We start from the raw sequence: 25,387 nt of genomic DNA on the forward strand, positions 1-25,387 counted from the left end.
CGGTCTTGCTCTCCGCCGATTGGCAGCGTTCGCCATATCGCGTTCAAGCCTCACAGCTCGATCTCCACGCGCTCGCCCGTAGCCCCGCCAGGGCCCGCCCCCCCCTTGGCCCATGTGGCGGTCTCGACCTGGGTTGCCAGCTGCGCGATCGTGCGGGCATCGAAGATCACTTCCACCGGCAGTGATACGCCGAACACCTCCCGCACCCGCGACAGCACCCGGGCCGCGAACAACGAGTGCCCTCCTAGTTCGAAGAAGTCGTCGTGGATGCCCAAAGTCTCCAGTCCCAGCAGCTCCTGCCAGATGCCGGCCAAGCGCCTCTCGGCCTCGCTCCGCGGGGCGAGGTATTCGCTGCCAAGGGGAGGACGGGGTCGCGCACCGGCCGCCGCGGACAACGCGGGCGGAGTCGGCAGCGGCTTCCCCCGGCGCCCCAGGCGGGCCTCCAGCCGGCCCGCCGAGACCAGCAGGCGGTCAAGGCGGCGCAGGCGGAGCAGCCGAGAAAAGCCGCGCAGGGCCTGCTCCGGCATGAGCGCCGGCCCTTCGGTCGCGAGGCCGCGCATCCATGCTGCCTCCACGCGCCCGGGCAAGGCCCACTGGTCCCAGTTGACGCTCACCCAGGCTGCGTTCCCTTCTCGGCTGGCCGAGGTGGCAAAGGCGTCCAGGAACGCATTCGCGCCGGCGTAGGCCGCGTAGCCCACTCCGCCCAGCGCGGTAGAGAGCGACGAGATGAGTAGGCAGAAGTCGAGCTCCTCGCCTCGCAGCACCTCTTCGAGGGCCAGAAGACCCCGTACCTTGGGGAGGAACTGGCGGTCGCAGGCCTCGCGGCCCAACTCCCGGGCGACGCGGAAGCTGTCCGCGTCCAGAACGCCCGCGGCGTGGATGACCCCATGGAGGGCGCCGAACCGCTCGTGGGCTGCCCGCACAACCGACCCCATGGCGGTGACGTCCGCAACGTCCGCGGCCACGACCAGGACTTCGGCCCCGAGCCCCTCCAGCGCCTGGACCTTTCTGATCCGCAGCGCGGTCCGCTCCGTGGGCTCGTGGCTCGCGAGCCAGTCCCCCCACTGCGCGCGCGGTGGTAACCCGGTCCGTCCTGTAAGGACGAGCCTCGCTCGCGCCTGCTGTACGAGCCAGATCCCAAGGACGAACCCTATGTCCCCGAGGCCCCCGGTGATCAGATAGACGCCACCCGCACGTGCCCTCGAGCCGTTGAGTGCGTCGGCGTCCGCCCCGAGCGGGTCGTCTTCCTCCGGCATCCAGTCATAGTCCTGGACCCAGCGGTGACCTCGGCGATAAGCGGTCACCGGCTCGGGGCGCGGGAGCCCGAGTTCCGCCACCAGCCGGTCGGCCAGCCCCTCGTGGCCCCCCACGGCGGGCTCCACATCGATCACGGCGCAGGTAACTTCTGGGTCCTCCTGGGGCAGGACACGGCAGAGTCCCAGCAAGGGCGCCTTCTCGGGGGCCAGCGCCTCCCCACCCACGACCTCATGGAGGCCCGCCGTGACGACCTTCAGGGCGAGCGGGCCGCCACCGCGCGCGGCGGTTAGGTGGAGCAGGCTAAAGAATCCGAGGTCGCAGGCCCGCCGAAATCGCTCTGGGCTGGACAATTGGGGATCGGGGGCCTCCACGCTCCACAGGTGGATCACCCCCGCCGGCAGCCGTCGGCGCCGGTGCAGGTCCTCCCACAGTAGAGAATAGTCTCGCGGCTGGCTGGGGTCGATGGTGTAGCCCCGCTCCGGATCACCCGTGAAACGGGCGCCCGCTGCGATCGTGATCACTTCGGCGGCAAGGGCGTTTAGCCGCTTAGCGATGCTCGCCCCGAGGCCCTCAGGATCAATGAACAGCAGCCAGAGCTGCCCTGGACCCGCAGGTTCCGCTGCCGCGGGCAGCGCGGTCTTCCAAATGGGCCGATACAGCTCGGGCTCCATCTTCTCATCCGCGGGCTTCGCCTCCTCCTCGAGGGGATCCACCCAGAAGCGGCTCCGTTCGAATGGGTAGGTGGGAAGGGGAACCCGCCGGCGGGCCTCCGGCGCATGCACCGCGCGCCAGTCGAGCTCCACGCCCGAGAGCCAGAGGCGACCCAGCACCTCTAGCAGCTGCGCAGAGCTCAGGGAGGCGCGGATCGCCGGCGCTTCGGAGCCCCGGATCGCATCACGGGTCGTCACCCGACCTCCATCAAGCTCGATCCGGAAGCGACCGCCCCCAGAAGCCGGCTCCGCGGTGCTCCCCGCCGCCTCGGGATTCGGTCCGCCGGATCGCACGGCCCCCGCAAGCTCCATCACTCCCTGCAAGCAGGCCGCCACCCGCGCCCCCACGCCTTCTCCCTCGATGGCCTCGAAACGGAGGCCCCAGGACTGGAGAAGGCGCGCGCTCGCGTACTCGAGGGCGAAGGTGGCGAGGGACCCGATCTGGGGCTCGACAAGTGCTCGCCCAGCCGCCTGTGCTTCGGGAGCAGCCGGGAAGAGCGCATCCCGCATCCGGCGGCCGGTCTCGCCCGCTGCCTCCACACAGGAGAGCAGCGCATCCCGGAACACGGGCTCCTGCTCGTACAGATCGCGCCCAGTACCCACGGGGGGGGGCGCGCTGGTGGCCAGGCGCAGAACGATGGGAGGGTTCCGCAGATCGCAGACAACACCCGGCCCATCTGTGCGCAGAAGGGATGCGGCCTCGCCTGCCGTCGCGGCGACGAGGACGCCCCGGTGGGCGAAGGCCCGGCGGCCGACCTGCAGCGTATAGGCCACGTCGGCGAGGTTCAGCTCGGGTTGCGCCTCCAGGTACGCGGCCAGTCTGTGGCGAGCCACCACCAGCGCCTCCTCCGTCCGCGCCGAGAGGAGGAGCAGATGATGCCGGCGCGCGGATGGGGCGCTCGGCATCGCCGGCGCTTCCTCTAGGATCACGTGGGCGTTGGTGCCGCCGACGCCGAAGGTGTGCACTCCCGCCCGGCGGGCAACGCCGTCACGGGGCCAGGGCCGGAGGGTGGCGTTCACGAAGAACGGGCTGTCCGAAAGGTCGATGCCGGGATTGGGGGACTGGAAGTGGAGGCTGGGGGGGATCTCGCCGTGCTGGAAGGCGAGGATCACCTTGATGAGGCTTGTGACCCCGGACGCCGCGTCCAGATGCCCGACGTTGCCCTTCACCGAGCCAAGGGCGCAGAAGCGGCGGCGATCGGTCCCCGTGCGGAAGGCTCGGGTGAGGGCCGCGACTTCGGCGGGGTCGCCCAGCCGAGTGCCGGTGCCGTGAGCCTCCACGTAGCCGACCGTCGAGGGGTCGACGCCGGCCGCGGACAGGGCCTCCACCACTACCTCGGTCTGCCCGACCACTCCCGGCGCCCCGAAGCTCACCCGCAGCGATCCGTCGTTGTTAACGGCGGAGCCCCGGATGATTGCGTGGACGCTGTCCCCGTCGGCGAGGGCGTCCTCCAGCCGGCGCAGCACGACCACCCCGAGCCCGTTACCGAAGACGGTGCCTCCCGCCCGGGCGTCGAAGGAGCGGCAGTGACCGTCGGGCGAGACGATGCTCCCCTCCTCGTACAGGTACCCGCTCTGCTGCGGGACGTAGATGGTTACGCCCCCCGCCAGGGCCAGGTCGCTCTCGTGGTTGAGAAGATTCTGGCAGGCCAGGTGCACCGCGACCAGAGAAGTGGAGCAGAAGGTCTGTACCGCGCAGCAGGCCCCCTTTAGGTTCAGCTTGTAGCCCACCATGGTGACCAGAGAGTCCTGCACGTTGAAGAGGGTGGCCTGCAGGTCACCGAAGGCCTCCATCCGGGGCCGGTTCCGGTAGAGGTTGTGGACGAGGTAGTTGCTGAAGCTCGCCCCCGCGAAGAGGCTGATCGGCCCCGGGAAGCGCTCGGGATCGTGGCCGGCATGCTCGAGCGCCGTCCAAGCGCACTCCAGGAAGAGGCGATGCTGGGGGTCGAGGATCTCGGCCTCCCGTGGGGTGAAGCCGAAGAAGGCGGCGTCGAACATCTCCACGTCGTCCAGGATGGGCCGGACCCGCACGTAGCGGGGATCCTCGAGATGTTTCCTGTCCTCCCCCCCCTTCAACAGGTCCTCTTCCGAGAAGACCGTGATGGACTCCACTCCCTCACGTAGGTTTCGCCAGAAGGCTTCGACGTCGGGCGCACCCGGGAACCGCCCCGCCATCCCCACCACCGCGATCTCGGAGCCGTCGTAGGCCGGCTCGGCGGGCGGATGGAAGCTCACGACAGGCCCTCCGTCCCCTGCTGGCGCCGGCGGCGCTCATCCTTGCGCCGACGCCCCCGGGCGCTGCTGTGCTCGAACTCCTGGGTTTCCTCGGTCTCCCGCCCGATGAGGCGGGCGAGCGACTCGACCGTTGGCCCTTCGAACAACGTCGCCACGGATACCTCGGCCGCGAGCTCGGCCTTGATCTTCGTGATGACCTGAATCGCCAGCAAGGAGTGCCCGCCGAGATCGAAGAAGTTGTCCTGTATCCCGACCTTCTCCACCCCCAACAGCTCCGCCCATATGCGCGCAATCTTCTGCTCGCTGGGCTTACCGGGGGCAACGTAGGCGTTCTGGAGGTGGGGCCGGGGGTGGCGGGCGCCTTCGGACTCCTTGGCCCCTTTGTTCCTGTCCCCCCGCAGTGCCTCCAACCGGATCCACTTCTCGATGCGGCCCTGCAGGTCTCCGGTGGAGACCACGACCTGGGATACGCCCGCAAGGTCGAGCAGGCGGGCGAACGCCCCCGCTCCCTCAAGGGCGCCCATCGCGAACTGCGCAAGGCCCGCCCCCCGGCCGGCTTCGTCGGGAGGCTCGGCGAGTCGCCACTCGTCCCAGTCGACGCTAAGCCAGCGCGGTCTCCCTCGCTGGTTCCTCGCCTGCGTGAAGGCATCCATGAAGATATTGCCGGCGGCGTAGGCGGCGTAGGCGAAGCCCCCGAGCACGGAGGAGAGGGAGGAGGTGAGCATGCAGAAATCGATCTCTCGGCCCGCGAGCACGCGGTCTAGGGCGAGCAGGCCCGCGATCTTCGGATGGAACTGCTGCTCGCACTCGCTAGGGCCAATCTGCGGGATTGGCCGGAAAGAGTCACCCCCGACGATGCCGGCCCCGTGGATCACACCGTGGACTGGGCCAAAGCGTGCCTCCGCCTGACGGAAGGCCTCTTCCATCTGGGCGGAATCCGCCACGTCGGCGGCCACGACCAGCACCTCCGCCCCCAGTTGTTCGAGGCTCTCCGCGCGGACGATCCGCTGGCTGACCGGGTCGGCATCGCCGTGGCTCCGCCGCCATTCCGCCCACTCTCCACGCTCGGGCAAACGAGCACGGCCAGTAAGGACCAGCTTGGCCTTGGCCACGTGGGCGAGATAGGCTCCGAGGATGAAGGTGACACCGCCCAGGCCGCCGGTGATCAGGTAGACCCCTCCCTCCCGCAGAAGGCGTGGTCGAGCTTCCGGGAGCGGCAATCGCAGCGGCTCGTATCCCAGGACGAAACGTTGCCGACGGCGGACCGCGACCACCGTGCCCGGGTGGCGGGTACGCAACTCGAGCAGGAGGCCGTCAAGGGCGGATACGTCGCTCCAGGTGGGAGCCTGGGGCGCCTCCACATCCACCGCCGAGCAGGTGACGTGATGCAACTCCTGCGGAACGACTTTGACGAGCCCCAACATGGTCGCCTTCTCGGGGTGCGGGACGTCGCCCTGCAACACGTCGTGCATTTGGCTGGTCAGGAGCTTGAGCTGCAGGGGATGGCTTTCCGCTCGCCCGGCCAGAGTCTGGGCCAGGTAGAGCAGGCTGTAGTAGCCGAGGTCCTGCGCCTGGGCGACCTGCTCCGGGGTGAGCGTGCCCGCTCGCTCGGGACCCACCGCGAAGCCGTGCACGATCCGCTCCACTCGCCGTCCCTCTTGGGAAGTGGCCTCGAGCACCCGCTGGTATTGCTCGCGCGCGCGGGGATCGATGACGAACCCGGTGCGCGCGTTGCCCGAGAAGACGGATCCGGGACGGACGGTGACCACCACATCGCCCTGTTCGCGCAGGCGCTGGGCCAAGCGGTCCCCAAAGCCACCCTCGTCCACGAAGAGCAGCCACCCGCTCGCCGAATCGGACCCGTTCCGCGTCTCCACCGCCTCCGCGGGCAAGGCGGACTTCCAGGTCGGGAGGTAGAACCAGTCCGCGGGATCCTTCTTCGCCGCGGCGGCCTGGAGGGCGGCCCGGGCGGGATCCGCCTCCACCCAATAGCGCTCGCGCTCAAAGGAGTAGGTGGGCAAGCTGACCCGCCGGCGCTGCTCCCCCGCGAAGATGCGCGCGGCGTCGATCCGCACCCCCGACGCCCACAGCCGGCCCAGGGCACTCAGGAGGAATGGCAGGTCCCCCTCCACCTCCCGGGGATGGCGGAGGGAAGACACGATCGACGGGGCGGCGCTCCTCGCCGCCTGCTGGCGGGCGAAAGCCCCGAGGGCGTTGCCGGGGCCGACCTCGAGGAGCAGGCGCTCCGGCTCGGCCCAGAGAGTCCGGATCCCTTCCGCGAAGTGCACCGTCCCGCGCAGGTGGCGCACCCAGTAGTCCGGGCTCGTGGCTTCCGCCTCCGTGATCCAGGTTCCGCTAAGGTCCGAGACATAGGGGAGACGGGGCGGGGCCAGGCGAACCGCGTTCATCCTCTCGCGAAAGGGAGCCAGGATGGGGTCCATCATCGGGGAATGGAAGGCATGGGAGGTGTGCAGCCGGGTGGCGGGGACGTTGCGCCGCTTCAAGTCCGCCTCGATCGCCTCGATCGCGGGGCTGGGCCCGGACAGCACGCAGTAGGAAGGACCGTTCACGGCGGCCAGAGCCACGCCGTCGCGGAGGCAGTCCTCCACTTCGCCCGCGGGCAGGGGCACCGCCAGCATGGAGCCGGGGGGCATCGACTGCATGAGCCGCCCGCGCTCCGCGACCAAGGCCATGGCATCTGCCAGGGTGAGGACACCCGCGAGGTGCGCCGCCACGTACTCGCCGACGCTGTGGCCGATCATGGCTTGAGGTTGGATCCCCCAGCTCATCCAGAGACGGGCGAGGGCGTACTCCACGACGAACAGGGCCGGCTGGGTGATCGCGGTCTGGCCGAGGCGATCCGCGGCTTCCGCCGCGTGGTCCGGAGAGGGGTAGAGAACGCTGCGTAGGTCGAGGCCGAGGGTGGGCTTGAGCCGTTCGCAACACTCGTCCAGGGTCTTCCGGAACACCGCTTCCTGCTCGTACAGCCCGCGGGCCATGTCGACGTACTGCGCTCCCTGGCCGGGAAACATGAAGACGACCGGGCGTTCCATGGCCCGCGAATACGTCGTGTAAACCCGCTTGGGATCGAGGCTTTCCAGGGCGTCGGCCGCCCGGATCGCGTCCTCCGCCACCAGGATCCGCCGGTGCTCGAAGCGGCGACGGCCAGCGAGGAGTGTGAAGGCGACGTCCCCGAGGTTCTGGTCGGAGTGGGATCGGAGGTGCCGGACGAGGCGCAGCGTGGCCGCCTCCAGAGACGACTCTGTCCGCGCCGACAGCACCATGAGCTGGGCCGGCCGACCCGGTCCCGAGGGCGGGTTGGAAGGCGCCTCCTCGAGTATCAAGTGTGCGTTTGTTCCCCCCACTCCCAGAGAGCTGATTCCCGCCCGGCGGGGTGAGCCGTCCGTCCTCCACTCGGCAAGCCGGGTGTTGACTTGGAAGGGGCTGTTCTCGAAGTCGATCTTCGGATTGGGCCGCTCAAAGTGGACGAGAGGCGGGATCGCCTGGTGCTTCATCATGAGGGCTGTCTTGACCAGGGAGGCGACGCCAGCCGCCCGGTCGAGGTGCCCGAGGTTGGCTTTCAGGGATCCGATCGCGCAATAGCCCTTCCGCTGGGTCCCTGCGCGGAAGGCCCGCGTCAGGGCCTCGATCTCTATGGGATCGCCAAGAGCGGTGGCCGTGCCGTGGGCTTCCACGTAGCTGATGGAGTCCGGGCTCACGCGGGCCACCGCCATGGCCTCGGCGATCGCCTTGGTCTGGCCCACGACGCTCGGTGCCGTGTAACCGGCCTTCTGGGCCCCGTCGTTGTTGATCGCGCTGCCGCGGATTACGGCGTGGATGGTGTCGCCGTCGGCGAGGGCGTCGGCAAGGCGCTTCAGGGCCACCACCCCCACCCCGTTGCCGAAGACGGTCCCCGCGGCTTTCTCGTCGAAGCTGCGGCAGTGCCCGTCCGGGGAGAGGATTCCCCCTTCCTGATAGAGGTACCCCCCGCCCAGGCCGACGTTGACCGAGGAGGCGCCCGCCAGGGCCAAATCGCTCTCGCCGTTCAGGAGGCTCTGGCAGGCCAGGTGAACGGCGACCAGCGATGTCGAGCAGAACGTCTGAACCGTGATCGCCGGCCCGGTCAAGTCGAACTTGTAGGCCACGATGGTGGCGAGCGAGTCGCGGTCGTTGAAGACCCCCAGGGAGGACATCCCCGCACCGGCCGCGCGTATCGCCTCCGGGTTCAGCAACAGGTTTTGGGTCAGGTACGTGCTCATGGCGGAGCCTGCGAAGACGCCGATGCGCCCCGCGTACTGCTGGCTGTCGTAGCCTGCGGCCTCAAGCACCGTCCAGGCGCACTCCAGGAAGAGGCGGATCTGGGGGTCCATGGTCTCGGCCTCGCGCGGGTTGAAGCCGAAGAAGCTGGCGTCAAAGAGCTCGATGTCGTCGAGGAGGGGAGCCGCCTTCACGTGCGCCACTCCGCCGTGCACGACGGGGGCCTCCGGAGAGAGGATGGTGATGGTCTCGACGCCCTGACGGAGGTTCTCCCAGAAGCCCTCGAGGGTGGACGCCCCCGGCACTCGGAGCTCCATTCCCACGATCGCGACGTCGTTGAGGTGATCGTCCTGGTCGCTCATAGTGTCACGCTAGGGGGTCCAGCGCGGGTTGGATCTCACGCTGCTGCCGCCGTCGCCGCATCAGGTCCAGGCGGGTCTCCGCCCGCTGCCCCACTTCTTCGAGCACAACCGGCTCATCCGCGGTCCGGTCCCTCAAGGCGCGAGCGAGCAGGCCCACCGTCGGCGCCTCGTAGAAGGTCACGATGGGGATCTCCTTCCCCAGGCGCGTTCTGAGGAGGGGGATGACCTGGAGAGCGGTGAGCGAGTCGCCGCCCAACTCGAAGAAGTTGTCGTCGACCCCGATCTCCTTCCGCCCGAGGATCCGTTCCCAGGTCTCGGCGATCATGCGTTCCAGGTCGCCGCTGAAGGCGTCCTGCTCCACGGCCCGCACCTCGCTCGTCGGTTCGAGCGTCCCCGCCAGAGCCGGGGGGGTGGCCTTGCGCTCGAGTTGGGGTTGGAGCAAGGCCGGCCGCATGTCCATCGTGAATACGACGACCTGGGGGACGCCGGCGGCGAGGATGCGGCCGAGGGCATCCACCCCCTCTCGGGGAGCGATGCCCACCTTTAGGCTGAAGTCGCGCGCCGCCTGCAGGGCGCCGGAGACGGGAGTGTTCACCGCCATCCCCACCTCCCGCCAAGCATCCCAATTCACGGAGATTGCCGGCGGCCCGCCGGCGGCGCGCGCGCGATGGGCGTAGGCGTCGAGGAATGCGTTGGCTCCGCAGTAGTCGACCTGGCCAAGGCCGCCCAGGAGCGCGGCCGTGGAAGAACAAAGCAGGAAAAAGTCGAGTGACTCCTCCCTCAGCGCCGCCTCCAAGACGAGCGTGCCCTGGACCTTGGGGGCCATGACGCGCGCCGCAACGTCACGTTCCTTGAGGGAGATGATCCCCCCGCCAGCCACGCCCGCGGAGTGAATCACTCCCTGAATGGGACCGAAGCGCTTACGAGTGGCTACGACTGCGCCTTCCATGTCCTCCCGACTCGCCACGTCCGCTCTCAGGTAGAGCACCTCCCCGCCGCGGCCCTCGAGATCCCGAATCTCCCCGATCCGCTGGCTGGTTGCGTCTTGCCGGCCGTGCTGTTCGAGCCAGACCTCCCACTCCTCCCGGGGCGGCAACAAAGAGCGCCCGGTGAGCGCGAGACGAGCCTTCCAGTTCTCAGCCAGGTGCTGGGCGAAGACGAGACCGATCCCGCCCAGGCCACCCGTGATGAGGTACGTGCCCCCTTTCCTTAACCGGCTCACCCCGTTGGGGGGCGCGAGCGGTGTCGGTTCCGCAGACTGCACCCAGCGGTGAGGGCCACGATAGGCCACGACGGGTTCGGGCTGGCCGGTCAGCAGCTCGGCGACGATGCGATCGGCGAGCCTGACGGCCTGGGCGGAGCCGGGCGTCGGCAGGTCCACATCGATGCTTTGGCACGAAACCTGCGTCATCTCCTGGGGGATCACCTTGCACGGCCCGAGAACGGTCGCCTTCTCCGGGCAGGTGAGCTCGCTCCCCACCACCTCTTGCATGTTGTTGGTGACCACGGCCATGTGCAGCGGCTGCCGGAAGTCCGCGCCCGCGAGGCCCTGGGCCAAGAAGAGCACGCTGTAGAAGCCCCGGGTCTGCGCCTCCTCCACTCGGTCGAGGTTGGAGGTCGAATCGTCGCGCGTCAGGCCCCACAGGTGTACCACGAACTGCGGAGGGCCATCCTGAAGCGTTCGGAGGAGGGTGACGTAATCCGCCCTCTCCCGGGGATCAATCTCGAAGCTGTTTGGCGCGACGGTCGCGAACCCACGCCCCCTCCGGACCGTCATCACGGTCTGGCCGGCCCGAGTCAGCTGTTCCGCCATCACCGCCCCGAGGCCCTCTTCGTCCAGGAATAGCAACCAGCGCGAGCCCCCGGGAGGAAATGGCGTCGACAATAGCTCGGCGGGAAGGAAACGACGCCACGAGGGCTGGTAAAACCAGTCCTGCACCTCGCGGCGTTGCAGCGAGTAGCCCTGAGCGATCGATTCCACCAGCTGCCGCTTCTCGTTCCGGTCCACCCAGAACCGCTGCCGTTCGAAGGGGTAGCTGGGCAGGGCCACCCGCCGGCGGCGTTCCTCCCCGTGCACACTGACCCAGTCCAGGTTGACCCCGGCCAGCCACAACTTCCCGAGCGAGCCGAGCAGGAACGCGCGGTCGGGCAGCGTCTCGCTCACGTGCCGAAGGCTCGCGACCGCGGCGGCCGCGCCAGTGTCCGCCCCCTGCTGGCGGGCAAGCGACACCAGGGTGTTGCCCGGACCCACTTCCAGTAGGACGGGGCGGCTCTCCTCGCCAATGAGACGCTTCACCCCTTCCCCGAAACGCACGGTCCCCCGCAGATGCCGGACCCAGTACTCCGCGTCCATGGCCTCCCCGGCGGTGATCCAGTCACCGGTGACGTTGGACACGAAGCGTAGCGAGGGGGTTCGGCGCTCCGCCTCACCCACCCGCCTCCGGAACGCGGGCAGGATTGGCTCCATCATCGCGGAGTGGAAGGCATGGGACGTGTGGAGCCGTCGGCTCGGCACCCCCCGCTCCGCCAGCTCCCGCTCCAGACGATCGATGGCCTCGGCGCTGCCCGCCACCGCACAGGCCCCGGGCGCATTGACGCTGGCCAAATCCAGGCCTGCCCCGAGGTGCGGCCGGAGCGCAGCCTCCCCCAGGGGAACCGACAACATGGCGCCCCGCGGGAGAGACTGCATGAGACGGCCGCGCTCCGCCACCAGGGCGAGGGCATCCTCGAAGGAGAAGACGCCCGCGAGGTGGGCAGCCACGTACTCGCCCACGCTGTGGCCGATCATGGCCACGGGCTGGATTCCCCAGGACATCCATAGCCGGGCCAGGGCGTACTCGACCAGGAACAGCGCGGGCTGGGTGAATTGCGTCTGCATGAGCTGTTCCGCGGCCGCCTCCGCATGGCCACTTCGCGGGTAGAGCACTCCGCGCAAGTCGAGCCCCAGCGAGGACCGCAGCAGCTCCGCCCCCGCATCCACCGCCTCGCGAAATACCGGCTCCTCCTCGTAGAGACCCCGGCCCATGCCGACGTACTGCGACCCCTGACCTGTGAACATGAACGCGACGGGCGCGTTCTGCCGCTCCTGCGCCGCCGTCGCCCACCGCGCGGGATCACCAAGGGCCGCCCGGGCGTCCTCGAGATCCCGCCCCACCACCACCCGGCGGTGGTTGAAGACGCGCCGGCCAACCTGGAGGGTCCAGGCTGCGTCCGCGAGGTTCGTATCCGGATGCGCGGTCAAGTGGTTGGTCAGCTTGCGCGTGGCCTCGTCGAGCGCGGTCGCGGTCTTCGCGGAGGCGACCAGGAGCTGCCAAGGGCGGGCAGGGTCCGAGGGAGGCAGGAGGGGCGCCTCCTGAAGGATGGCATGCGCGTTCGTACCACCGATCCCGAACGAGCTAATGCCGGCTCTTCGCGGTCCTTCGCTGTTCCACGGCGTGAGCTCGGTGACCACGTAGAACGGGCTGCCCGCGAAGTCGATCTCCGGATTCGGAGCCTCGAAGTGCAGACTGGCCGGAATCTGCCGGTGCTCAAGAGCGAGCACGGTCTTGATGAGGCCGGCCACGCCGGCGGCGGCGTCCAGGTGGCCGATGTTCGTCTTGACGGAGCCGATCGCGCAGTAGCGCTTCCTCCCCGTCCACTTGCGCCAAGCCTTGGTGAGTCCGGCGATCTCGGCAGGATCGCCCAGAGCGGTGGCGGTTCCGTGGGCCTCTACGTAGGTGATCGTCTCGGGGTTCACGTCCGCCGCCGACAGTGCCTCCACGATGACCTCGGCCTGCCCGCTCACGCTGGGAGCAGTAAAACCGACCTTCACTGAGCCGTCGTTGTTGATCGCGGAGCCCAGGATCACGGCACGGACATTGTCGCCATCGCGTACCGCTTCTTTTAGCCGTTTCAACACCACCGCCCCGAGGCCGTTGCCAAACACCATCCCCTTGCCGCGAGCATCGAAAGTCCGAGTGTGCCCGTCGGGGGAGAGGATTCCGCCCTCCATGTACTGATATCCAGTGTTCTGGGAGACAGCGATCGTCACGCCGCCGGCAAGGGCCAGGTCGCTCTCATGGTTGAGCAAGCTCTGACAGGCCAAGTGCACGGCCAAGAGGGAGGTCGAGCAGAAAGACTGCACCGCATAAGCGGGACCGCGCAGGTTGAGCTTGTAGGCAACCCGGGTGGGTAGGGCATCGTTCATGTTCCCGAGGCCGACCTTCAGGTTGCCCATGGCCTGGATGAGCTCACGATCCCACTGCAGGTAGTTCATGAGGTAGCTGCTCTGGCTCACCCCCGCCGCCAGCCCGATCGAGCCCGCGAAACGCTCGGTGTCGTAGCCGGCGCTCTCCAGTGCCTCCCAGCAGCACTCGAGGAAGAGCCGCTGCTGGGGGTCCAGGATCTGGGCCTCCCGGGGCGTGTATCCAAAAAACGCAGCGTCGAAGAGGTCGGCTCCCTCGATGCGGGGCCGCATGGGGACGAGGTCGGGCCGCTCCAGAAAGGACGGGTGCACGTCCACCTCGGCCGCCCATTCCTCGAGGCTGATTGACGAAACCGACTCGACGCCGTTCTTCAGGTTCTCCCAGAGTTCGTCCACGCTGTTGGCCCCGGGGAACTTCCCCGCCATTCCGACGACGGCGATCTCGGTGCCCGTCATCTCAGTCGACGACTGCATCAGATGTCCTCCTCTTGGGTCGGTGGCCTTCTCTCCTCTGTTGCCCCCGCCCCTCGCTGAGCGCCAGGGCGTGGTCCGGTCCCTGACGCGACCGGATGAGGTGGCCGAGGGCTCGCACGGTCGGGGCCTCGAAGAGCGTGGCCACGGAGAGTTCGACCGGGAACTCCTTGCGGACACGACCCATCAGGTGGACGGCAAGGAGGGACGAGCCCCCCAGCTCGAAGAAGTTGTCATCCGCCCCCACGCGGTCGATCCCGAGCATCTGGGCCCAGAGGGTGGCCAGCTGGCGGTCCACGGGGTCCTCGGGGGTGACGTAGACGGCGCTCATCTCGGGCCGCGCGTGCCGCTCGGCCTCCGGAGACGAGGAGGCTGCGCCGGCCCCTCCCGGGACCTCCCGCCGCGTCCACTCCGCGAGACGCGTGCCAAGGGGTGTGGTGGACACGACGATCTGAGGCGGCGAGCCCAGGGTCAGGAGCCGCGCGAAGGCTTCGCCACCCTCCTCCGCGGAGATCGCGGTCGATGCGAGTCGACCACCCCCCTCGACGATCCCGGAGCCGAGCTGCCAGCCGTCCCAGCAGACACTGACCCAGAAGCGCTTCCCCTTCTGGTGCTGGCGGCGAGCGAAGGCGTCGAGGGCGTGGTTGCCGGCAGCGTAGGCCCCGAGACCCAGGCCTCCCAATACGGTGGAGAGCGATGAGGTGAACAGGACGAAGTCCAGGGACTCGTCGCCCAGCAGCCTTTCCAGCACCTCCGCTCCTCCCAGCTTCGGCCGGAGCTGCCGCTCACAGTCCGCCCGCTCGGTTTCAGCAAGGGGGCGGAAAGCACCCGGACCCAGCTCCGCCGCCGCGTGGATCACGCCGTGGAGGCGCCCGAACCTCTCTCGGGCCAGCCCCAAAACGGCCCGCATCTGGCCGAGGTCAGCGGCGTCCGCGCTTAAGGCGAGGACCTCGGCTCCCAGGGCCTCCAAATCCTGGACGGCCCGAATCTTCCGGGCTTCCTCGTCGCCGGGGGGGGCAGCGGCGAGACGCTGCTCCCACTGCGCGCGCTCGGGCAGGCCGGAGCGGCTGGTCAGGACCAGGCGGGCCTTTGCCGTCCGCGCAAGATGGGCGGCGAGGGCGAGGCCGACCTTCCCTAGCCCGCCCGTCACGAGGTAGACGCCCCGCGGGCGCAGGGGTGCCGCTGTGGGCGCGGTCGCCGCCGGCTCCACGGGTTCGAAGGACAGGACCCACCGGTGCCGGCCCCGGTACGCGACCGTCGGCTCCGGGGAGGACGAGGCCCCTTCCGCGAGGACCACTTCCGCGAGCACCTCCCGGGACGGCTCGTCCGGTCCCCCCCTTGGCAGGTCGAGGGTTCGACAGGCGAGGAGAGGGTACTCCTGGGGGATTACCCGGCAGGGGCCGAGCACCGTTGCCGCCAGGGGCGACAGAGGCTCATTACCGAGCACGTCCTGGACCCCTGCCGTCACGACCAGCAGGCTCGTCTCCCGGTCCTGCCTGCGACCGAGTGCCTGTCCCAGGTGGAGCACGCTGAGGAGGCCACGCTCCAAGGGGTCCCCTGCGCCCCCTTGCGCACTCCACAGGTGGACAAAGCGGTCGGGCACGCCCCCCTTCGCCGCCAGGTCGTCCAGCAATTGCTCATACGCTCCGCGCTGCCCGGGCGGGAGGGTGCACTCCCCGGCCTCGCCCCAAGCAAAGCGTGGTCCCGGCCGCACCACCGTCACCGAGGCGCCCCGGGCGCGCAGGCCTGCCACCAGAGCCGAGCCCAGCGCGCCCTCCTCGGGGAGGAGCACGCACCAGCGCCCTTCGACCGTCTCCCTGTCGAGGGGCAGGGCCTCCGTTCGCTTCCAGGACGGCGTGTAGAGCCAGCGCTCCACGGGCAACTTCGAAGCCCCCCCCGGGCGCCCCATCTCCGGCTGCGCGGGGCCCGGGCTCGTTGCATCGACCCAATATCGCTCGCGGTCGAACGCGTATGTTGGGAGCACAACCCGCCGTTGCCCACGGTAGTGGTCACGCGACGACCAATCGACCGCGATGCCCGCCGTCCACAAGCGGGCCGCGGTCTGAAGGAAGAAGACTTCGTCTGCCTCCGGCTGGCGGGGATGCGGGAGAGAGGCCAGCGCGATCACCGCGGAGTGCCTCCGCTTTGCCAGAGCGACCAGGGTATGACCCGGGCCCACCTCGAGGAGGGTTCGCTTCGGGTCGGCCAGCAGGGTGGCGAGCCCCTCGGAGAAGCGCACCGTGTCCCGCAGGTGCCCCGCCCAATAAGCGGAGTCGGTGGCCTGCTCCGCAGTGATCCAGGTCCCCGTCCGGTTGGACACGAAGGGAATCCGAGGCTCCTTCATACGTGCCCTCGCCACGCGGGCCGCAAAGGCGTCGAGGGCCGGCTCCATCAGCCGGGAGTGAAACGCATGCGAGGTCAGCACGCGTCCATGGGCCACGTCGAGCTCCTTCAGGCGGGCCTCCAGCCGCTCGATGTCTTCGAACGCCCCTCCGACGACGCAGGCATCCGGCCCATTCACCACGCAGAGGTCCAGTCGACCGTCGAGAAGGGGCAGCACCGTCTCCGCGGCGAGGGCCACCGCGGTCATAGCCCCCGGCGGGCAATCCTCCATGAGACGACCGCGCTCTGCTACCAGGCCGAGGGCCTCGTCGCGCTCGAGGACGCCCGCCAGACATGCCGCCACGTACTCGCCGACGCTATGGCCGATCATGGCCGCAGGCACGACCCCCCAGGACATCCAAAGTCGGGCCAGGGCATATTCGATGGTGAACAGGGCGGGCTGCGTGAAGCGCGTCTCGGTCAGACGGGCGCCGGCGGCTACGGCCTCCTCCTCGCTCGGGAACAGCAGCCTCCGCAGGTCGAGCCCCAGGAGCGGGAGGAGGCGGTCGCAGCAAGCGTCGACTTCGGCCCGGAATTCCGGCTGAGTCCCGTAGACGCCCCTGGCCATGTTGACATGCTGAGCTCCTTGGCCAGAGAAGAGGAATGCGACCGATCGCCCCTCCTCGGCCAGGCCTCGGAACACCCGCTGCGGGTCGCGCTCCTCGAGAAGCCGAACCGCTTCTCCCTGGTCGCGGACGACCAGCGCCCGCCGGTGAGGGAAGGCCCGCCGTCCAGCCCCCAAGGTAAAGGCCGCGTCGGCCAGCGCCAGCTCGGGGTGGCTGCGCAGGTGCGCCGCGAGCGCGGCCGTGCCGTGCTCTAGGGCGCTCTCGGTCCGAGCGGAGAGTACGAGTACCTCGGGCCGAACCGGCAGCTCTCGCAGGGGCAATAGGGGCGGCTCCTCGAGCACCACGTGGACGTTTGTCCCGCCCATGCCGAACGAGCTGACCCCCGCCCGCCGCGGCCGCCCCTCGCTCGCCCAGGCCTGGTGACGCGTGGCCACGTAGAACGGGCTGCTAGACAGTTCGAGGCGCGGGTTGGGCTCCCGGAAATGAAGGCTAGGCACGAACTGCCGGCGCTCGAGCATGAGCACGGCCTTCATGAACCCGGCAATTCCCGCCGCCGCGTCGAGGTGCCCGAAGTTCGTCTTGACCGAGCCCATCGCGCAAAAACCGCGGCGCTCCGTTGTGGCCCGGAATGCCTGGGTGAGGGCTGCCACCTCGATGGGGTCACCGAGAGCCGTCGCCGTGCCGTGGGCTTCCACGTATGCGATCTCCTCCGCGGCCACGCCCGCCATTGCGAGAGCGGCGCGGACTACCTCCGCCTGGCCGGACACTCCCGGTGCGGTGAACCCCACTTTCTGCCCACCATCGTTGTTGGTGGCCGAGCCCTTGATCACGGCCAGAATGGTGTCGCCGTCACGGAGGGCCTCTGCCAGCCGCTTGAGCACCACTATGCCCACGCCGTTGCCTTTTAGGGTCCCGCTCGCCTCCGTGTCGAAGGCCCGACAATGCCCGTCGCGGGAAAGGATCCCGTCGGGCTCGTGGTAGTACCCGACGCGGTGCGGCACCGAGACGGACACGCCCCCCGCGAGGGCCATGTCGCACTCTCCCGCCAGCAGGCTCTGGCAGGCGAGGTGCACCGCCACGAGCGACGTGGAGCAGGCGGCCTGGACGACCACCGCCGGACCGCGGAGGTTCAGCTTGTAGGCCACGCGCGTGGCTAGGAAGTCTTTCTCGTTGGAGAGCATCACCTGGTAGGGGGAGACCGCCGCGCGGAGTTGCGGGCTCGCCATCACGGCGAAGGCATAGCTGCTGCTGCTCGTCCCCCCGAATACGCCGATGGCCCCCCGATGCCGTTCCGGGTCGTAACCAGCCCTCTCGAGCGCCTCCCAGGCCGTCTCCAAGAAGAGCCGTTGCTGCGGGTCGAGTACTTGGGCCTCGCGGGCGGTGTAACCGAAGAAGCGGGCGTCAAAGAGGTCGATGCTGGACAGCACGGCCGCCGCCCGGACGTAGGCGGGGTCCCGGAGCGCCTCCCTGCCCACTCCCGCCTTGAGGAGCTCGTCCTCCCCGAGGAACGAGATCGACTCCACCCCGTCGCAGAGGTTCTGCCAGAATGCTTCCACGCCGTCCGCGCCCGGGAATCGGCAAGCCATTCCGACAACCGCGATCTCGAGCTCGCTTCCACCCTCGCCCATGCCCTCGCCGTTCCCTCCGCCGCTCACGTTCGACTCCCAGCTACCCCTGCCACCTGCCTCTCGCAGAGCGCCGCGAGCTGTTCCAGGGTCTGAAAGATCAGATCCCGGGGGGTGAGGCGTATTCCGAGGGCGGCCTCGATCCGTGCCAGCACCCGCATCGAGAGCAGCGAGTGGCCGCCGAGGTCGAAAAAGTTGTCGTGGCGGGAGATCCGGGGCACCCCCAGGGCCTCCTGCCAGATAGCGGCGATGGACTTCTCCAACGGCGTGCGCGGCGCGACGTGGCCGGGGAGCCCTTCCCGCTGTCGCGCCTCGAGACGAGCCAGGGCCTTGCGGTCTACCTTGCCATTGGGAGTCAGGGGCAGGTCGTCCAGGATCACGAAGGAGGAGGGGATCATGTGGGGGGGCAGTTTCTCCTTTAGGGCACCGCGCAGCTCGGTAACCGTGAGCTCAAGGCCGGGCCTGAACACGACGTGGGCAACGAGTTGGACTTCGCCGGTGCCGTTCGGCCGCGTCAGCACCACTGCGGCCTTCACCGCCTTCAACTCCCGCATCGCGACCTCGATCTCACCGAGCTCGATGCGGAAGCCCCGCACTTTGACCTGCTGGTCCACGCGTCCCAGGAAGTCGAGCGCTCCGTCCCGCCGGTAACGCACCAAGTCGCCCGTGCGGTAGAGCCTGGCTCCCGGCTCGCCCCCGAAAAGGTCCGGGAGGAAGCGTTCGGCGGTGAGGTCGGGCCGGTTCAGGTACCCGCGGGCGAGCCCCGCGCCCCCGATGTAGAGCTCGCCCGGCACCCCTACCGGCACCGGCTCACCCTTGGGGTCGAGAACATAGAGCCGAGTGTTGGCGATCGGCCGCCCGAGAGAGGCCACCCCCTCCGCCCGCTCGACACGGTGCGTCGTCGACCAGATGGTGGTCTCCGTGGGCCCGTAGAGGTTCCAGAGGGTGACCCCGCGTTTTAGGAGCTCACTGGCCAGATCTCCGGGCAAGGCCTCCCCCCCGCAGAGCGCCCTCAGGGGTCCACCCGCCCAGCCCCCCTCCAGCAGCAGCCGCCACGTGGCGGGGGTCGCCTGCATGACGGTCGCGCCCGAGGAAACCAACCGTTCGAGCAGCCACGCCCCGTTCGTGGCTGCTTCCCGGCTGACCATCTCTACGCGCGCGCCCGTTACGAGCGGCAGGTAGAGCTCGAGGCCGGCGATGTCGAAGGACAGGGTCGTTACCGAGAGCAAGACATCGGAGGGCGCGAGTCCCGGCCGCTCGGCCATCGCATCCAGGAAATTGGAGAGCGAGCGGTGCGAGACCTGCACGCCTTTGGGCCGACCCGTGGACCCCGATGTATAGATGACGTAGGCCAGTTGGTCGGGATCGACGGGAAGCAAGTCCACCGCCTCGCTTTTATTCCGAGGGGCAGGGGAGTCTAGGCAGAGGACCTGCGCGGAGTTGGAGGGGAGCAAGCGCAGGAGAGGCTCTTCGGTGAGCAACACCCGCGCCCCGGAGTCTTCGAGCATGAAGGCCAGGCGCTCCTTCGGGTAGGTCGGGTCGAGGGGCAGGTAGGCACCCCCCGCCTTGAGGACGCCGAGCAGCGCCACCACCAAGTCCAAGGACCGCTCGACGGCTACGCCCACGAGAACCTCGGGGCCGACGCCCATCCGGACCAGCCGTCGGGCCAGCGCATCAGAAGCCGCATCCAATGCCCGGTAGCTGAGGCTCGCCCCCTCAAACGAGACTGCCAGCGCCTCCGGATTGGCTGCCGCTTGGAGGGCGATTCGCTCGTGCACGCAAGACGGCGACACCCTCCGTGCGGTCTGGTTCCAGGCCCCCAGGATCCTGCGCCGTTCTTCTCGTTCCAGCAGCGGCAGCTCCGAGAGGCGTCGATCCGGCTCGGAAACCGCCCCCGCCAAGAGCGTCTGGAAGTGCTCACCCAGGCCCGCCACCCTGTCCGCGTCGAAGAGGTCGGTGTTGTACTCGGCGGTGGCGAAGAAGCCCTGGGACGTCTCCGTTACGAAGAGCGTAAGATCGAATCGCGAGGCGCCGGACTCGGCGCCCCAGGGCTGCACGGAGAGACCGGGCAGATCGAGAGCCGCCGCGGGGGCATTCTGGAGGACGAGCATCACCTGGAAGAGCGGGGAGCGGCTGAGGTCGCGCTCTGGCCGCAGCTCTTCGACCAGCCTTTCGAAAGGAGTGTCCTGATGGGCGTAGGCCTCCAGCGCCACCTCGCGCACGCGGGCCAGCACATCCCGGAAGCGGGGATCCCCCCCGAGGTCCGTGCGCAGGACCAGGGTGTTCACGAACAAGCCCACCAGGCCCTCAAGTTCAGCCCGGCTCCGCCCCGCGACCGGCGTACCCACAGCTACGTCCTCCTGACCCGAGTAGCGGTGGAGGAGGCTCTGGAAGGCCGCCAGCAGGACCATGAACACGGTTGCCTTCTCCCGACGCGCCAGCCTCCTCACTCCCTCTGCGACCTCGGGCGCGATCAGGAAGTGGTGGTTGGCCCCATGGAACGTCTGGACCGGCGGGCGCGGTCGGTCGGTGGGCAGTTCGAGGGCGCTCACTCGCTGGAGCTGGCGGCGCCAGTAGCCGATCTGCCGCTCCACCTCCGGCGCTTCCAGTCGAGCCCGCTGCCACTGCGCGAAGTCTGCGTACTGCAGGGGGAGGGCGGACAACGGCGAGGGTCGGTCACACCGAAACGCCTCGTATAAGACGCCCAGCTCGCGCACGAGCACCCCCAGCGACCAGCCATCGGCGACGACGTGGTGCAGCGTGACCAGAAGGACGTGCTCATCCTCGGCCAGGCGGAGGTGGCTCACGCGGAAGAGGGGACCCCGGACCAGGTCGAAAGGTCGCTGGGCCTCCTCGGCCGTGAGCCGCCGCGCCTGCGCTTCTGCCCCCGCCCGGCCCAGAGCCGAGAGGTCGTGTCGCGCGGGAGAGAAACCGTCCGGAGGGTCGATACGCTGCACCGGCTGTCCGTCCAGGCTCTCGAAGCGCGTTCGCAACGACTCGTGCCGCCGCCACAGCTCGGCCAAGGCCTTATCCAGGGCCCCCACGTCCAGGCAGCCTCGCAGCAAGAGCGCGCCCGGTATGTGGTACGCAGCGCTCGCCTCTTCAAGCTGGTGCAGGAACCACAGCCGCTCCTGGGCAAAGGAGAGGGCCAGGTCGCGGTCGCGCGCAACCGGAACCAGGGGCGCCGCCTCCGGCCCCAGCCGCTGTTCTCCCGCCGCCTCCACCGCCCCCGCAAGTCCAGCAACGCTGGGCGACTCAAAAATGCGTCGTAGCGGCAGCTGGACGCCGAAAGCATCCTGTACTCGGGCCAGAACCTGGGTGCCGGTAAGCGAGTGGCCGCCGAGATCGAAGAAGTCATCGTGCACGCCGACCTGCTCGATTCCGAGTACCTCTCGCCAGATCCCCGCCACCGCCTCCTCCACCGGGCTTCGCGGAGGTACGAAAGCGATCTCCCTGGGACGCTCGAAAACGGACGCAGGCAGGCCGCGGCGGTCCACCTTCCCGTTCGGGCTCAGGGGCAGGGCAGGAAGGGCCACGAACGTGCTGGGAATCATGTGCTCGGGGAGGCGGCATCCCAGGGCCCGCCGCAGGTCAGCCATGCTGGGAACCTGCCCGGGGCGAAAGGCCACATAGGCCACCAGGCGCTTGTCGTTTCCGTGGTCTTGCGCGACTACCGCCGCGTCCGTGATGGAGGGCTGTTCGCGGAGGACGGCCTCGATCTCGCCCAGCTCGATTCGAAAGCCTCGCAGCTTGATCTGCGTGTCTAGCCGGCCCAGGTACTCGAGAACACCGTCGGCATGGAAGCGCGTGAGGTCGCCCGTCCGGTAGAGTCGGGCGCCCGGCTCGGCTGCGAAGGGATCGGGAACGAAACGCTCGGCGGTGAGGTCCGGGCGGCCCAGGTAACCACGGGCTACTCCGATCCCCCCGATATAAAGCTCGCCCGCGCACCCCGCGGGGAGAGGCTCCTGATGTCGGTCCAGAACGTGCACCCGGGTATTGGCGAGCGGCCGGCCGATCGGGATAGGGCCCTCCCCGGCGCCAACCGGATGGACCGTGGAGTAGATGGTGGTCTCGGTAGGACCGTAGCCGTTCCAGACCGCGCGGCAGCGCCCCCGTAGAGCGCGGGCGAGGTCGGAGGCCAGCGCCTCGCCCCCACAGATGACGGTGAGATCCGGGTCGCCCTGCCATCCCGATTCGATCAACATGCGCCAGGTGGCGGGTGTAGCCTGCATGAAGGTCGGCCTCACCCGCACCAATAGCTGACAGAGGGCGAGGCCGTCCCTGGCCGCTTCGCGGCTCGCGAGCACGACTCTCCCCCCGACGATCAGGGGAAGGAAGAGCTCGAGGCCGGCAATGTCGAAGGCTAGGGTGGTCGTCGCGAGAACGGTGTCCCGCTCGGTGATCCCCGTGGTCTCCCGCATCGCGGCCACAAGATTTGTCAGGGCTGCGTGCGTTACCGCGACCCCCTTGGGCCGGCCGGTCGAGCCCGAGGTAAAGAGCACGTAGGCCAACTCGGACGGCTCCGGGTTCCCCGGGGCCCTTCTCCCGCTCTCTGGCTCCTCCGACTCGGCTTGACCCTCTTCGTCGAGGAGCAGGACAGGCTGAGATGAGGGCGGAAGTCTTCCCGCGACCGCGGTCTGGGTCAAGATCGCCGCCGGCTCCGCCTGCCCCAGCATGAATGCCAACCGCTCGCCCGGGTACAGGGGGTCGAGGGGCATGTAGGCGGCTCCGGCCTCGAGCACCGCCAAGAGAGCGGTCACCATGTCCACCGACCGCTCGACACAGAGGCCTACGATCTGACCCGGCCCGACCCCATGTTCACCCAGTCGCCGCGCGAGTCGCCGCACCCGACGGTCCAGTTCCGCGTAGGTCAGGCTCGCCTCGTCCGCGACCACCGCCGTCTCATCCGGTCTGCGCGCGGCCTGCTCGGCCACGAGCTCGTGCACACGTTTTCTCGGCACCGCCCGGGTCGTGTCGTTCCAAGTCACGACGACCTGTTGCCGCTCGGCCTCATCCATGACGGGCAGCCGGGAGATGCGCTGGCCAGGGTCTTCGACGATCGCCTCTAGCAGCCGCCGATAGTGACGGGCAAAGCGCTGTGCGGTCTCCGCACGGAAGAGATCGGTGTTGTACTCGAGCTCCCCGCGCAAACCACTATTGCCTTCCGTCAAGTAGAGGCTGAGATCGTGGCTGGCGGTTGCGCGATCCCCGATAACCGCCCCCGGTGATGCCTGACGCGATAGGGCCTCCAGAGGGGTGTTCTGCATCACGAACAGCACCTGGGCGAGGGGCGAGCGGCTGAGGTCGCGCACCGGGCGCAGCTCCTCAACGAGCTTCTCGAAGGGCAGGTCCCCGTGGGCGTAGGCGCCCAGGGCGGCCGTGCGCACCCCGCCGAGCGCTTCCCGGAAGCTCGGGTCACCCGAGAGGTCAGTTCGCAGAGCCAGCGTGTTGACGAAGAGCCCAAGCATCCCCTCGGTCTCCAGGAGGGGGCGGTTCCCGCTCGCGGTTCCCACGACCACGTCCTCTTGGCCGGACCAGCGCGAGAGCAACACCACGAAGGCGGCGAGAAGGGTCATGAAGGGCGTAGCCCCCTCCGCCCGGCTCAGGGCCCGGAGCCTGTCCGTCAGCGCGCCCGGTAGATCGAAGGCGTGGATCGCACCGTTCACGGTCTGTACCCGAGGCCGCGGGCCGTCGGTCGGGAGGTCGAGAACCGGAACCGGTCCTGCCAGGTGCGCGCGCCAGTACGCAAGCTGCCCCTCGAGCACTTTCCCCCGGAGCCAGTCCCGCTGCCAGGCCGCGAAGTCGCCGTATTGCAGGCGTGGCTCCGGCAGGGGGGACGCTTGCCCGGCTGCGAAGGCGCGATAAAGGGCCAATACTTCTTCGATTAGGAGGGCGATCGACCAACCGTCGGTCACGATGTGGTGCTGGGTGATGAGGAGCTGATGGTCCTCCTCCCCCAGCCGCAACAGGTGGGGCCGGAAGACGGGCCCCCGCTCCAGATCGAAGGGGCGACGCACGTCTTCGGTAGCAAGGCGGCTCGCCTCCTCCGCGCACGCCGCGGGCTCGAGACGGCTCAGGTCGGCGAGCGGAAGGGCGGCCGGGCCCGGCACCGCGATGAGCTGGATGGGCCGCCCTTCCTTCTCCACGAAGGTCGTTCGAAGCACCTCGTGCCGCCGCAATATCTCGGTCATCGCTCGCTGTAGGGCGGACGCGTCGAGCGGCCCCCGCAAGGGGATGTTGGTCTGCAGGTTATAGGCGACGCTCTGCGGGTCCAGCTTCTGCAGGAACCACATCCGCTCCTGGGCAAAGGAGAGGGGGAGGCCGCCCTCACGGGCCCTTGGCACAATCGACCCCGGGGCCTCGGATTGCGCGCTGCGCAGAAAGGCAACGATCTCGGCCTTGCGCCGGGCCAGCTCCTCCTGCAGCCCCGGGGTCAAGATCTGGCGGGGCGCGCTCAGGCGCAGATGATCCCCTTCCAGCCAGCACCTCACGTCCCGTGCGCGCAGCGTGGAGAGGAACTCCACCGTGGTGCTCCCGTTCTCCGCGGCGACCGCTCTCGGCAGCATCCCGTCAAGCATCAAGATCCTCCGCGCTGCGAAGGGCCTTGCGGATTGACCGTCGACGCCCCAGCCGCTCACGCCCCACCTGCCGCGCCTGGGCCTCGAGAGCTGCCGCCTCGGGCCGGGCCTCCGGGGCACCTCTTCTGGGCGCTAGGTGCGCCGCCAGTGCCGCGACTGTGGGATGCCTGAATAGTTCGACCACCCCGAGGTTCCGTCCGGCAAACCGCTCACGTAGACGGGCGTGCACTTGGATCAGCAGCAGGGAGTGCCCACCCAGGTCGAAGAAGTTGTCGTGCACCGACACGCGTTCCAGCTCTAGGACCTCGCACCAGATCCCGGCCACGGCCGCCTCGAGCTCCGACCGGGGGGGCACGTACGTGGCCTCAAGTTCCGTGCCCTCTGGTTCGGGCGCAGGAAGAGCCCCGCGGTCCACCTTCCCGTTCGGGGTCAGGGGCAGGGAGGCAAGGAGTACGAACACGCTCGGAACCAGGTGTTCGGGCAGACTCCCCGTAAGACCTTTCTTCAGCTCCGACGCCTCTACCGCCTGCCCTGTAGTCGGGACCACGTAGGCCACAAGCCGCTTGTCGCCGGGCGTCCGCCCCTCCCTGACGACTACCACCGACTCCTTGACCGCCGGGTGGCGGGCGAGGGCGGCTTGGATTTCGCCCAGCTCGACGCGGAAGCCGCGGATCTTCACTTGCTCGTCCCGGCGGCCCAGGAACTCGATCGTCCCGTCCCCCCGCCACCGCACCACGTCCCCCGTCCGATACAGGCGCTCC

The 25,387-nt window shown here is 69.1% G+C and carries 6 protein-coding genes; all 6 read right to left on the minus strand.

Annotation, left to right across the window (positions count from 1 at the left end):
• Positions 1–50 precede the first annotated feature (50 nt).
• Positions 51–4,202, minus strand: coding sequence for an SDR family NAD(P)-dependent oxidoreductase (locus tag VN461_23240; protein ID HXB57695.1), 4,152 nt, complete (start codon positions 4,200–4,202; stop codon positions 51–53).
• Entirely contained in the window at positions 4,199–8,821 is a 4,623-nt protein-coding gene (locus VN461_23245; GenBank protein ID HXB57696.1) for an SDR family NAD(P)-dependent oxidoreductase, read from the minus strand. The genes VN461_23240 and VN461_23245 overlap by 4 nt, the downstream gene beginning before the upstream one ends.
• Positions 8,822–8,825: 4 nt before the next feature.
• Positions 8,826–13,478 carry an SDR family NAD(P)-dependent oxidoreductase gene (locus tag VN461_23250; protein HXB57697.1) on the minus strand — a complete coding sequence of 1,551 codons (4,653 nt, stop codon included), beginning with the start codon at positions 13,476–13,478 and terminating at the stop codon, positions 8,826–8,828.
• Positions 13,462–18,078, minus strand: a complete 4,617-nt coding sequence (locus tag VN461_23255; protein ID HXB57698.1) for an SDR family NAD(P)-dependent oxidoreductase — start codon at positions 18,076–18,078, stop codon at positions 13,462–13,464. The genes VN461_23250 and VN461_23255 overlap by 17 nt, the downstream gene beginning before the upstream one ends.
• Complete coding sequence (locus tag VN461_23260) at positions 18,075–24,626, minus strand: amino acid adenylation domain-containing protein (protein HXB57699.1); 6,552 nt, start codon at positions 24,624–24,626, stop codon at positions 18,075–18,077. Before VN461_23260 ends, VN461_23255 begins: the two co-directional genes overlap by 4 nt.
• Positions 24,619–25,387: phosphopantetheine-binding protein (locus VN461_23265; protein ID HXB57700.1), on the minus strand; the 769-nt coding region annotated here is incomplete at its 5' end. The genes VN461_23260 and VN461_23265, both read right to left, overlap by 8 nt.

The sequence above is a fragment of the Vicinamibacteria bacterium genome (assembly GCA_035570235.1).
Lineage (GTDB): Bacteria > Acidobacteriota > Vicinamibacteria > Fen-336 > Fen-336 > DATMML01.

Bases quoted from the DNA above. Each gene is read 5' to 3' on its own strand.
- VN461_23245 (HXB57696.1), bottom strand. From the start codon at position 8,821: ATGAGCGACCAGGACGATCACCTCAACGACGTCGCGATCGTGGGAATG.
- VN461_23250 (HXB57697.1), bottom strand. From the start codon at position 13,478: ATGCAGTCGTCGACTGAGATGACGGGCACCGAGATCGCCGTCGTCGGA.
- VN461_23260 (HXB57699.1), bottom strand. From the start codon at position 24,626: ATGCTTGACGGGATGCTGCCGAGAGCGGTCGCCGCGGAGAACGGGAGC.